At 73.0% G+C, this 11727-nt stretch carries 11 protein-coding genes, 1 pseudogene and 1 riboswitch; of the genes and pseudogenes, 8 read left to right on the forward strand and 4 right to left on the reverse strand.

What is annotated here, in order from left to right; translation table 11 throughout:
- Positions 1 to 397 (reverse strand): annotated as a pseudogene (locus tag EBH09_RS38760) (MFS transporter); the annotation flags it as partial.
- A gap of 259 nt (positions 398 to 656) precedes the next feature.
- Between EBH09_RS38760 and EBH09_RS10410 the strand changes: the two are divergent.
- From EBH09_RS10410 to EBH09_RS10430, 5 genes are all read left to right on the forward strand, one after another.
- Positions 657 to 2456 carry an MFS transporter gene (locus EBH09_RS10410; RefSeq protein WP_121746721.1) on the forward strand — a complete coding sequence of 600 codons (1800 nt, stop codon included), beginning with the start codon at positions 657 to 659 and terminating at the stop codon, positions 2454 to 2456.
- Between the two features lie 151 nt (positions 2457 to 2607).
- Positions 2608 to 3258: a class I SAM-dependent methyltransferase gene (locus tag EBH09_RS10415; RefSeq protein ID WP_121746722.1), complete on the forward strand. Its 651-nt coding sequence runs from the start codon at positions 2608 to 2610 to the stop codon at positions 3256 to 3258.
- A 22-nt stretch (positions 3259 to 3280) separates the two neighbouring features.
- Positions 3281 to 4282 carry an N-acetylmuramoyl-L-alanine amidase gene (locus tag EBH09_RS10420; protein ID WP_121746723.1) on the forward strand — a complete coding sequence of 334 codons (1002 nt, stop codon included), beginning with the start codon at positions 3281 to 3283 and terminating at the stop codon, positions 4280 to 4282.
- Positions 4283 to 4440: 158 nt separating this feature from the next.
- Positions 4441 to 5319 carry a DUF5336 domain-containing protein gene (locus EBH09_RS10425; RefSeq protein ID WP_121746724.1) on the forward strand — a complete coding sequence of 293 codons (879 nt, stop codon included), beginning with the start codon at positions 4441 to 4443 and terminating at the stop codon, positions 5317 to 5319.
- Between the two features lie 122 nt (positions 5320 to 5441).
- Positions 5442 to 5735 carry a hypothetical protein gene (locus EBH09_RS10430; protein ID WP_107479119.1) on the forward strand — a complete coding sequence of 98 codons (294 nt, stop codon included), beginning with the start codon at positions 5442 to 5444 and terminating at the stop codon, positions 5733 to 5735.
- A 19-nt stretch (positions 5736 to 5754) separates the two neighbouring features.
- Here the strand turns inward: EBH09_RS10430 and EBH09_RS10435 are convergent, their stop codons facing one another.
- The 3 genes from EBH09_RS10435 to EBH09_RS10445 are packed head-to-tail and all read right to left on the reverse strand — an operon-like array spanning position 5755 to position 8941.
- Positions 5755 to 6825 (reverse strand): prenyltransferase, encoded by a 1071-nt coding sequence (locus EBH09_RS10435; RefSeq protein WP_121746725.1) that lies wholly within the window; start codon positions 6823 to 6825, stop codon positions 5755 to 5757.
- Positions 6822 to 7556: a class I SAM-dependent methyltransferase gene (locus EBH09_RS10440; RefSeq protein ID WP_121746726.1), complete on the reverse strand. Its 735-nt coding sequence runs from the start codon at positions 7554 to 7556 to the stop codon at positions 6822 to 6824. Before EBH09_RS10440 ends, EBH09_RS10435 begins: the two co-directional genes overlap by 4 nt.
- Positions 7550 to 8941 (reverse strand): glycosyltransferase family 4 protein, encoded by a 1392-nt coding sequence (locus tag EBH09_RS10445; RefSeq protein ID WP_121746727.1) that lies wholly within the window; start codon positions 8939 to 8941, stop codon positions 7550 to 7552. Before EBH09_RS10445 ends, EBH09_RS10440 begins: the two co-directional genes overlap by 7 nt.
- A 183-nt stretch (positions 8942 to 9124) precedes the next feature.
- On the opposite strand from EBH09_RS10445, the gene EBH09_RS10450 reads away from it, so the two are divergent.
- From EBH09_RS10450 to EBH09_RS38765, 3 genes are all read left to right on the forward strand, one after another.
- The gene (locus EBH09_RS10450) at positions 9125 to 9802 is read left to right on the forward strand and encodes a TetR family transcriptional regulator (RefSeq protein ID WP_121747332.1); all 678 of its coding nucleotides are present in this window, start codon (positions 9125 to 9127) and stop codon (positions 9800 to 9802) included.
- Positions 9803 to 9832: 30 nt separating this feature from the next.
- Positions 9833 to 9927, forward strand: a riboswitch (cobalamin riboswitch).
- 129 nt (positions 9928 to 10056) lie between these two features.
- The gene (locus tag EBH09_RS10455) at positions 10057 to 11313 is read left to right on the forward strand and encodes a prenyltransferase/squalene oxidase repeat-containing protein (RefSeq protein ID WP_121746728.1); all 1257 of its coding nucleotides are present in this window, start codon (positions 10057 to 10059) and stop codon (positions 11311 to 11313) included.
- Positions 11310 to 11727 (forward strand): SCO2322 family protein (locus EBH09_RS38765; RefSeq protein ID WP_274595132.1); only part of this gene is annotated, 418 nt, incomplete at its 3' end. The genes EBH09_RS10455 and EBH09_RS38765, both read left to right, overlap by 4 nt.

Here is an 11727-nt window from a genome sequence, read left to right on the forward strand (position 1 = left end):
TCAGCGTCGAGGGTGCGAGTACCGCCGCTCCCAGTCCCTGCACGGCCCGCGCGGCCAGCAGCTGCCAGCCCTCCTGGGCGAGTCCGCCGCCCAGCGAGGCCAGCGTGAACAGTCCGAGCCCGACCAGGAACATCCGCTTGCGCCCGTACAGGTCGCCGGCCCGCCCGCCGAGCAGCATGAAGCCCGCGAAGGCGATGGCGTAGGCGTTGACGACCCACTGGAGTCCCTGCGCGCTCAGTCCGAGGTCGGCCCGCATCGACGGCAGGGCGACGTTGACGACGGACACGTCGAGTACGACGAGGAACTGTCCGGCGCACGCGAGCGCCACGACCAGCCAGGTGGGTGGCGTGCGGCGCGGGGATATTCGGGCGGTGGTGGTGCCGGAGGCTTCGAGCATGGGTGTCATGGTCTCAACCCGGAGGCGCCCCTTGCATCGGTATTTGGTCCCCGGACGGTCCTAGGTCTCCGGTCCCGGGATTCCGGTCCCGCGATTCCGGTCCCTGGGCCCGGCCGTCTCCCCAAGGAAAGGTCAAGAATTCGTTAGGGGCTCGAAACAACGGAATAGTTGCCCCGGCACACGAGGTTCAGCCTGCACGCACCCCGCACCGCACACCCGCACCGCATTCGCCGGCTCCCCGGCCTGGAGGCCTCACCCCATGTCCCACACGACGACCGACGAGCCCGCCCGGCAAGCGAGCGGGACCACCGTCCCGGTGCTCGCCTTCGCGGGCATCGTCGTCGCGGTGATGCAGACCCTGCTCGTCCCGGTCATCAAGGACCTGCCGAAACTTCTGGACACCACGCCGGGCAACGCCACCTGGGTACTGACCTCGACGCTGCTGTCCGGAGCCGTCGCCACGCCGATCATGGGCCGGCTCGGCGACCTCTTCGGCAAGCGCCGCATGCTGATCGCCAGCCTGTCGGTGATGGTGGTGGGCGCGCTGGTCAGCGCGTTCACCGACGCCCTGCTCCCGATGATCGTCGGCCGTACCCTCCAGGGCTTCGCGATGGGCGCGATACCCCTCGGCATCGGCCTGATGCGCGACATGCTGCCCCGCGAGCGGCTCGGCTCGGCGATGGCCCTGATGAGTTCCTCGATCGGCGTCGGCGGCGGCCTGGCGCTGCCCGCCGCGGCCCTGGTCGCGCAGCACACCGACTGGCACGCCCTGTTCTACGGCGCCGCCGGCCTCGGTGTCCTCGCCATCGTCCTGACCCTGCTGGTCGTACCGGAGTCCCCGCTGCGCGCCAAGGGCTCCTTCGATCTGCCGGGGGCGCTCGGGCTGGCGGCCGGCCTGGTCCTCTTCCTCCTGCCGATCACCAAGGGCAGCGACTGGGGCTGGTCGTCGCCCACCACGCTCGGTCTGTTCGCCGCCGCCGTCGTGGTCCTGCTCCTGTGGGGGCTGATGGAGCTGCGCGTCAAGGCTCCGCTGGTCGACCTGCGCACCACGGCCCGCCGCGAGGTGCTGCTCACCAACCTCGCCTCGATCATGGTCGGCGTCTCCTTCTACGTCATCTCGCTCGTCCTGCCGCAGCTCCTCCAGCTGCCCTCCGAGACCGGCTACGGCCTCGGTCAGTCGATGGTCGTCGCGGGCCTGTGCGTGGCCCCGCTGGGCCTGACGATGATGTTCACCGCACCGGTGTACGCCCGCCTGTCCGCCCGCTACGGTCCGCGCACCACACTGATCCTCGGCCTGGTGATCATCGGGATCGGCTACGCCGGCGGCCTCGGCCTGATGAGCGCCGCCTGGCAGACCGTCGTCACCTCGGTGCTGATCGGCGCGGGCATCGGCCTCGCCTACTCCTCGCTGCCCGCGCTGATCATCGGCGCGGTCCCGGCCTCGGAGACGGGCGCGGCCAACGGCCTCAACACCCTGATGCGCTCCATCGGTACGTCGGTGTCCAGCGCCGTCATCGGCATGGTGCTCGCCAACTCCGCGAACGACGTCGGCGGCGTCGCCGTCCCCACCATGCAGGGCTTCCGCGTCTCGTTCCTGATCGCGACCGCCGCGGTCGCCGTCGGCCTGGGGCTGGCCTTCTTCCTCCCCCGCCGCCGCCCGGCGGCGACCACGCAGCTGCGCGCGAGCAGCGAGGAGGACGCGAACCTGGCCCGCGCCGAGCAGGCACTGGCAGAGCAGGCACTGGCCGGGGAGGGCGTGGCCGGGGAGAGCCCGGCCGGCGGGACTCCGCGCGGTTTCCGCGGCCGGGTACTGGCCGCCGACGGCGCACCCGTCGCCCGTGCCAAGGTCACGCTGATCGACCGGCACGGCCGCCAGGCGGGCGCGACCCTCTCCGCCGGGGACGGCAGCTACGCCCTCGCCGTCCCCGCCGAGGGCCCGTACGTCCTGGCCGCCCGTGCCGCCGGCCACGGCCCGCTCGCCCACTCGGCCACGCACACCGGCGCGGACCACCCGGTCGACCTGGACCTGGCCCTGCCGGGCGAGACGGTCTCCGCCTGACCCGTACCGACCCGGCTCCCGGCACCCCCTGTCGCACCGCGCGGCGGGGGGTGCGGCAGCATGGGGCGCCGGCACACCCGCACCACGACGCACCCGCGCCACGACGCACCCGCACCACCGGCACACCCCGCACCACCGAAAGGACCCCCGCATGTCCGCGGCACCCGCCCCCGGCGTCCTCGCCGCCTTCGAGGCCGCGAAGGGTTTCATGCCCGCGCACGAGGGCCTCGCCCTGTACGCGGCGGCCGTGCAGGCCGGCGGGCTCGGGCTGCCGCTGCTGGAGGTCGGCACCTACTGCGGGCGCTCCACGGTCCTGCTCGCCGACGCGGCCCGCCGGGCCGGGGTGACCGCGCTCACCGTCGACCACCACCGGGGCAGCGAGGAGCAGCAGCCGGGCTGGGAGTACCACGACCCGGAGACGGTCGACCCGGAGCTGGGCGTGATGGACACCCTGCCCACCTTCCGCCGCACCCTCCACCGGGCCGGTCTGGAGGAGCACGTGGTCGCCCTCGTCGGCCGCTCGCCCCGGGTCGCGTCGTTCTGGAACGCGCCGCTCGGCCTCGTCTTCGTCGACGGTGGCCACACCGACGAGCACGCGAACGCCGACTACGAGGGCTGGGCGCCGCACGTGGCCGACGGCGGCCTGCTGGTCATCCACGACGTCTTCCCGGACCCGGCCGACGAGTTCACCGGCCAGGCCCCGTACCGCGTCTACCTCCGGGCTCTTGAGTCCGGCGCGTTCACCGAGGTCTCCGCGACCGACTCGCTGCGCGTCCTGCGGCGAACGGGCGCGGGGATCTGAGGGCGCGGTCTAGAGTCGCTGCGTGTCGTACACAGGCCCGGACTTCGACCCTCCCCAGCCCCGCCGTTCCCCGCTGCGCCGCCCGCTGACCGTGGCGATCGCCGCGCTCGTGCCCGGGGCGCTGCTCGGGTGGGGGGTGTACGCGGCGGTCGGCGGCTCGGACGACGGCGGCAGCGGGGGCGGGAGCGGTGCGGACCGCGCGGGCGGCGTGCGGACGTCGCAAACGCCGTCCTCCAGTGGTCCCGCGTCTCCCACCGACGACGCCAAGAGGCCCACCGGCGCCTCTCCTTCCGCCACGACGGGGAGGCCGTCCGCGTCCCCGTCGAAGTCCGCGCCCGCCGCGGCGTCCGGCCCCCTCAAGGGCAAGGTCGTCGTCATCGACCCGGGGCACAACCCGGGCAACTTCCAGCACCCCTCCGAGATCAACCGCAAGGTGAACGTCGGCACGCACTGGAAGGAGTGCGACACGACGGGCACGGCCACCAACGCGGGCTGGCCCGAGGCGAAGTTCACCCTGGACGTGGCCCACCGGCTGCGCACGCTCCTGGAGGAGCAGGGCGCCACGGTGGAGCTGACGCAGGACGACGACCGTCCGTACGGACCCTGCGTGGACGAGCGGGCCCGGATCGGCAACGAGGCGGAGGCCGACGCCGCGATCTCGATCCACGCCGACGGATCGGGCACCGGCAACCGCGGCTTCCACGTGATCCTGCCGGGGGCGGTGCGGGACGGCGAGGCCGACACCCGTGCCATCGTCGGCCCGTCCGCCGAACTGGGGCAGCGCATCGCGGGCAACTTCGTCCGCGCCACGGGCAGCGCGCCCTCCAACTACGTAGGCGGCGGCACCGGTCTCGTCACGCGCACGGACCTGGGCGGTCTCAATCTGTCAACGGTTCCCAAGGTGTTCATCGAGTGCGGCAACATGCGCGATAGCAAGGACGCGGCGCTGCTGACCAGTGGTGCCTGGCGGCAGAAGGCGGCGCAAGGAATGTCTGAGGGACTCGTGAGTTTCCTGCGCGGGTAGCGATCAGCGCGCGGATCCCTGCGGACAGCCCCGACGTGCGGACGATAGTGTCGTCCGTACGATGAGGGGCCACCCCCGCGCTTCACTCCGGACCCTGACGGCGACATGGTGACAGCGACGCCTCTACTGACGACGAGACGACCTACGAAGGACCTGAAGTGAATATCCGCTCCCTCACTCGAGGCGACGGCGTGGTGATCGGAGCAGCGGTGTTGCTGTTCATCGCGTCGTTCCTCGACATCTACGCGCTCGACGATGCTCCGGACAGTGCCGAAATCCCCAGCCTGTGGGGCAGTGGGCCGGTCGTGCTCGGTGTGGTCCTGGCGGGCGTCATCGGCGCGGCGCTCGTCATCGTGGCCCGCGCTCTGCCGCAGCCCAAGAAGGTGGCGGGCCTCGACCTCGGCCAGTTCGGCGTAGCGTTCACGGTCTTCGCCGCCTGGAGCGCGCTCGGCAACATCTTCGACCCCGCCGGCGCCTTCGACGGCGACGGGGGCTTCACCAACGACCTCGGTGCGGGCATCGGCCTGATCCTCGCGCTCGTCGCCACGCTCGTCATGGCCGCCGCGGCCATCGCCACGCCGCTGGTCCCGGCCCTCAAGGGCTCCCTGATCCCGGCCGCCCGTCCGGCCGCTCCGCAGCCCTACGGCGGCCAGCCCCAGGGTGGTTACGGCTACCCGGGCGCCCAGCAGCAGCCGTACGGCGGCCAGCCTGGGCAGCCCGGCCCCGGCCAGCCCGGTCAGCCGGGGCAGCCGGGTCCGTCCTTCGGCGGTCAGCCGCAGCCGGGTCAGCCGCAGCCGCAGGCCCCGCAGCCGCAGCAGGCGCAGGCTCAGCCGGCCGGTGACTTCTCGCCGTTCTGGTTCGCCGTGCCGGTGCCGCGTCCGCTGTTCGCGGAGGACGGCTCCCCCACGCCCATCGCCGAGCTGGCGCCGGGCACCTGGTACCTGGCCGTCGAGCAGCGCGGCGCCAACCTGGTCGCCCAGACGCAGGACGGCCGCCGCGGCGTACTGCAGGACACCTCGGGCATCCAGCGCGGCTGACCGCGCCCGCCCGCACGTTCCACGTCAACGGCCCCTCGCCCACCGGAAGTTCCGGGCGAGGGGCCGTCGGCGTACCTGCCAGTCGTAGGTTTCAAACAAATATCCGGGGCCAGACGGAAGGCATGTCCCCTCGAAGTCGCAGTGGCTCCAACTCCGCCGGGACGGCCGTCGCGGTGATCGCGGACATCATGGCCGTCATCCTCGGACTGTGGATCCTGATGTATCTGTTGGACGCGAACCGGGCCAACGACCTGGTGCGGTTCGTCCATGACGCGGCCAACTGGCTGGCCGGCTGGTCGCGAGACCTGTTCACGTTCGACGAGGCCTGGGCCCGGGTGGTGGCGGGCTACGGACTGGCAGCCGTGGTCTACCTCTTCGTCGGTCACGCCATCGCCAACCGCCTCCACCGCCACTGAGCCGCCCCCGGCCCCGTGTTCAGACGCAGCAGTCCGGGTCGAGGCCCCTCGGCAGGCGGTCGCCGGAGAAGACCTGGCAGGTGGCCTCGTGGCCGCCGAGCGCGGCCACGGCGAGGAGCAGCGAGCCGGCCGTCCAGGCGGTCAGCTCGCGCGGCCAGATCGCCTCGTCCTCGAAGACGTAGCCCGTCCAGTACAGGCCGCTGTCCGGGTCCCGCAGGTGCTGGATCGACTGGAGGATCTCCAGGGCGTGGTCGGACTCGCCCACCGCCCACAGGGCGAGGGCGAGTTCGGCCGACTCGCCGCCGGTCACCCACGGGTTGGGGACGACGCAGCGCACGCCGAGGCCCGGGACGACGAAGCGGTCCCAGCTCTCGGCGACGCGGGACCTGGCCTCGGTGCCGGTCAGCGCGCCGCCCAGCACGGGGTAGTACCAGTCCATCGAGTAGCGGCCCTTGTCCAGGAACCGCTCCGGGTGGCGGCGGATGGCGTGCCGCAGCGCGCCCGCCGCCAACTCCCAGTCGGGCTGCGGCTCCTCGCGCTGCTCGGCGATGGCGAGCGCGCAGCGCAGGGCGTGGTGGATCGAGGAACTGCCGGTGAGCAGCGCGTCCGTGGTGTCCGTGCCGTCGTCGTCGCGCCGCCAGCCGATCTGCCCGCCGGGCTGCTGGAGGCGCAGTACGAACTCGACCGCCGCGTGGACGACGGGCCACATCCGGTCGAGGAACGTGTCGTCGCCGGTGGCGAGGTGGTGGTGCCAGACGCCCACGGCGACGTAGGCGACGAAGTTGGTCTCCCGGCCGCGGTCGGTGACGTCGGCGAAGTCGCCGTCGGCGTAGGCGGCGTACCAGGAGCCGTCCCGGTTCTGGTGCCGGGCCAGCCACTCGTACGCCCGCTCGGCGGCCTCGTGCTCGCCGGCCGCGTCCAGGGCCATGGCCGCCTCGACGTGGTCCCACGGGTCGAGGTGGTGTCCGCGGAACCACGGGATCGCGCCGTCCTCGCGCTGCACGGCGAGGATGCCGCGGACGGTGGCGGCCGCCTCGGCGTCGGTGAGGACGCCGGGCAGGACCAGGTGTTCGGTGCGGGACGTGGTCACGCGGCGTCCACCCGCGGGAGGTGGGGCTTGGTCGCGTACGCCACGAAGCTCTTGCCGATCAGCGGGTTCAGCGCCTGCTCGGCGACCCTCGTCGCCAGCGGCTTCTTCATGATGTCCCAGACCAGCAGCTTGTGGTACGCCCGCACCGGCAGCGCCTTGTCGTTGTCGACGCCGAAGGCGCACTTCAGCCACCAGTACGGCGAGTGCAGCGCGTGCGCGTGGTGGGTGCCGTAGGGCTTGAGGCCCGCCTCGCGGATCCGGTCGAGGAGCTGGTCCGCCCGGTAGATGCGGATGTGGCCGCCCTCGACCTCGTGGTAGGCGTCGGAGAGCGTCCAGCAGACCTTCTCGGGGCCGTAGCGCGGCACGGTGATCGCGATGCGCCCGCCGGGCTTGAGGACGCGGACCATCTCGGCGAGGACGCCCTTGTCGTCGGGGATGTGCTCCATCACCTCGGAGATGATGACGACGTCGAAGGACTCGTCCGGGAAAGGCAGGGCCAGCGCGTCGCCCTCCATGGCGGTGGCGGTGGCACCGGCCGGGGCCTCACCGGCCTCCTTCATCGCCGCGAACCACTTGGCGACCTCTCGGATCTCCTCGGCGTTCCGGTCCAGCGCGACGACCCGGGCGCCGCGCCGGTAGCACTCGAACGCGTGCCGGCCGGCGCCGCAGCCGAGGTCCAGCACGCGGTCGCCCGGGGCGAGCGGGAACCGGGAGAAGTCGACGGTCAGCACGTGGCCCTGCTTTCGGGGTAGACGCCGGTGTCACTGGTCGCACTGGTCGGGGTCGCGGGGACGGCCCGCGGGGTGGTCGGGACGGGGCGGCCGATGGCCTCGCGGTAGCGGGCGGCCGTCCCCTCGGCGGCCCGGGCCCAGGTGAAGTGCCGCAGCACGCGCTCGCGTCCGGCCGCGCCGAGCCGGGCCCTCAGTTCGCGGTCGCCGAGCAGCCTGTCCAGTCCGGCGGCCAGCGCTCCCGCGTCGCCCGGCGGCACCGCGAGGCAGGTCTCCCCGTCGGGTCCGGCGACCTCCGGGACGGCGCCGCCGGTCGTGGCGAGCAGCGCCGTGCCCGTCGCCATGGCCTCGGCGGCCGGCAGCGAGAACCCCTCGTACAGCGACGGCACGCACGCGACCTCGGCCGAGCGCACGAGGTCGACCAGCTCGGCGTCGGAGATGCCCTTGACGAACTCGACGGCGCCTTCGAGGCCGTACCGCCCGATCGCCTGGGCGACGGGGCCTTCGGCGGGCCGCTTGCCGACGACGACGAGGTGGGCCCGGGGGTGCTCGACGCGTGCCTTCGCCAGCGCCTCGACGAGGAAGACCAGGCCCTTGAGCGGCACGTCCGCGCTGGACGTGGTCACGATCCGGCCCGGCACCCGCGGCACCGACGGGTCGGGCGAGAACAGGTCGGTGTCGGCGCCGATGTGGACGACGTGGATGCGGTCGTCCCGTACGCCGAGGTGGTCGATGATCTCCTGACGGGAGGTGCCGGAGACGGTGAGCACGGACGGCAGGCGGCGCGCGACGCGCTTCTGCATGCGGGTGAAGGCGTACCAACGGCGCACGGAGTACCGGCGTTTGCGGCTGTCGGCGGCGTCGAGTTCGAGTTGCCGGTCGACGGTGATCGGGTGGTGGATGGTGGTGACGAGGGGTGCGCCGACGTCACCGAGCAGTCCGTAGCCGAGGGTCTGGTTGTCGTGGACCACGTCGAAGTCGCCGCGGCGGGCGCGCAGATGGCGGCGGGCGCGCAGCGAGAACGTCAGGGGTTCCGGGAAACCGCCGGTCCACATCGTGCCGACCTCGAGCGCGTCGATCCAGTCGCGGTACTCGCCGCGCTTCGGGGTGCGGAAGGGATCGGGGTGGCGGTAGAGGTCGAGGCTGGGCAGCTCGGTGAGGGACAGCCGCTCGTCGTGGCCCTCGTCGAGGACGGGGTAGGGCTGGGCGCCGATGACCTCGACGCGATGGCCGAGGCGGGCCAGTTCGCGGGAGAGGTGGCGGACGTAGACGCCCTGGCCGCCGCAGAACGGGTTTCCCTTGTAGGTGAGGAGTGCGATACGGAGCGGTCGCAAGCCGTCGGCGGCGGGCTCCGGACGTGGACCCGTCCCACTGGCCTCAGCGGTCACTCCGGCCCCCTTCTCACTGCGCTGTCCCGCGACATTACGCCGGGACGTTAATCTAGAACAAGTTTCAGACTTGATCGTTCGGAGGCTCCGAATCTACCGGCAGGTAGGGGCGCTGTGACGAGTGGATCAGGTGATTCACGCCACGGCAACGGGGAGAAGGTGACCAAGGTGGACAACCCGGGAATGGAAGCCTCCGGTACTTCCGGTACGGCCGGCCCCGCGCGCCGCTCCGCCGCCGCACCGCCCCTCACCGAGCGGCAGCGGGAGCGCCGCCGCCGCATCCTGCACGCGACCGCCCGACTGGCCTGCCGGGGCGGCTTCGAGGCGGTGCAGATGCGCGAGGTCGCCGAGTCGTCGCAGGTCGCCCTCGGCACCTTGTACCGCTACTTCCCGTCCAAGGTCCATCTGCTGGTCGCCACCATGCACGACCAGCTGGAGCGCCTGCACGGCACCCTGCGCAAGAGCCCGCCGGCCGGCGAGACGGCCGGCGACCGGGTCGCGCAGACCCTGATGCGGGCCTTCGGCGCGCTGCAGCGCGAACCCCGGCTGGCCGAGGCGATGGCCCGGGCCCTGACCTTCGCCGACCGCGGCGTCTCCCCGGAGGTCGACCAGGTCTCCCACCAGACCACGGCGATCATCCTGGACGCGATGGGCGGCCTGGAGAACCCCACCCCCGAGCAGCTCTCCGCCATCCGCGTCATCGAACACACCTGGCTCTCGACCCTGATCACCTGGCTCGCCGGGCGCGCATCCATCGCCCAGGTGCGGGTGGACATCGGGACGGTGTGCCGGCTGATCGACGTGACGGAGGCCGGGGCCCTCGGGCAGGCGCCCCGGTCCGGCCCCGTTGCCTCCGGGTAAAGTGGCGGCGTCGTCATCACACCCGTACGGGGGGAAGCCGGTGCAATTCCGGCGCTGACCCGCAACCGTGAGCCGTCCACCGAGGCCCCTTGAGGACCTGCCCCGGACGGCGAGCCGGACTGCCCCGCGCGGACGTGACCGGCTCACGTGCCCGGCACCCGCCGGCGCACGGGCACCGTCGAGGCATACGGGGCCGAGCCGCCGGGGGTGCCCCGTGCTGCCCGGCCCCGCCCAGGGAAAGGCACCCGCCGCTCATGAACGTCCGCCGTCGCAGCAGCGCCGCGGCCCTCGCCGCCATAGCCGTGATCGGCGCCGCCGCCGCCGCGCCCGCGGCCGCCGCCGATCCGTCGTCCTCCCCGTCCGCGCCCGAGTCCTCCGGGCTGTACGGCACCGCCGACCCTCAGTACGACGGCGTCTGGCGCCAGTCCCTCGCCCTGCTCGCGCAGGACACGGTGGGCGTGGTCCCCTCGTCGAAGGCCGTCGGCTGGCTCACCGGCCAGCAGTGCGACAACGGCGCCTTCGCCCCGTACCGCGCCGACCCCGCCAAGGCGTGCGACGCCAAGACCATGGTCGACACCAACAACACGGCCGCCGCCGTCCAGGCGCTGTGGGCCGTCGGCGGGCACGGTGACGTCGTCGAGTCCGCCCTCACCTGGCTGAAGTCCGTACAGAACAAGGACGGCGGCTGGGGCTACACCCCCGGCGGCCCCAGCGACGCCAACTCCACGTCCGTCGTCATCGGCGCCCTGACCGCCACGGACAGCAAGCCCGAGCAGGTCCAGAAGGACGGCAAGTCCCCGTACGACGCCCTGCTGACGTTCGCCCTGCCCTGCGCCGAGGACAAGGGCGCGGGCGCCTTCGCCTTCCAGCCCGACGAGGACGGCAAGCTGCTCGCCAACGCGGACGCGACCGCGGCCGGTGTCCTCGGCGCGCTCGGCAAGGGCCTGGTCACCGGGGCCGGCAAGGCGGCCGACGACGCCACCTGCACCGACGCGAAGAAGCCGACCCGCGAGCAGGCCGCCGCGAACGGTGCCGCCCACCTCGCCGACGCCGTCGCCGAGGACGGTCACCTCAAGTCGGCCCTCGGCGGCTCCGCCGACCAGCCCGACTACGGCAACACCGCCGACGCGGTCGTCGCGCTCGCCGCGCAGGGCGGTGCGGAGCAGGCCGCGAAGCCGCTGGCCTGGCTGCAGAAGAACGCCGCGAAGTGGGCCCAGCAGAGCGGCCCGGCCGCCTACGCCCAGCTGATCTTCGCCGCGCACGCCACGGGCACCGACCCGCGCGCCTTCGGCGGTACGGACCTGGTGGCGCGGCTGAACGCGACGGGGCCGAGCCCGCAGGGGTCCGAGGCCAAGGACAGCGCGACCGTGAGCGCCGAAGACGCCGCGCAGGAGAACGACGGCAAGGACGACTCCGGCTTCGGTGTCTGGTGGTTCGTCGGTGTCTGTCTGGTGTTCGGTATCGGCATCGGTTTCCTGTTGAGCGGCCGCAACAAGAAGCAGCAGCCGTGACCCGCCGCGTCGTTCTCCTCTTCCTGGCCGCGTTCCTGCTGATCGGCAGCGCGGGCCAGGCGCAGGCCGCCGGTTACCGCTACTGGTCCTTCTGGGACCGCGACGGCGACCGCTGGGTCTACGCCACCCAGGGCCCGTCCCTCGTCCGCCCCTCCGACGGCGACGTCCAGGGATTCCGCTTCGCGGTGAGCGAGAACTCGGACGACGCGGCCCAGCCGCGCGGCGCCGCGGACTTCGCGTCGATCTGCGCGAAGACACCGGCCGAGGACGGCAGCAAGCGCGTCGCCCTCGTCCTCGACTTCGGCACGGCGTCCGACGCGCCGGCCGGCGAGACCCCGCCGGCCGCGCGCACGGCCTGCGCCCGGGTCTCCCCCGACGCGACGACCGCCGACGCCCTGGCCGCCGTGGCGGGCC

The sequence above is a fragment of the Streptomyces sp. E2N166 genome (genome assembly GCF_003671715.1).
In the GTDB taxonomy this organism is placed as follows: domain Bacteria; phylum Actinomycetota; class Actinomycetes; order Streptomycetales; family Streptomycetaceae; genus Streptomyces; species Streptomyces thinghirensis.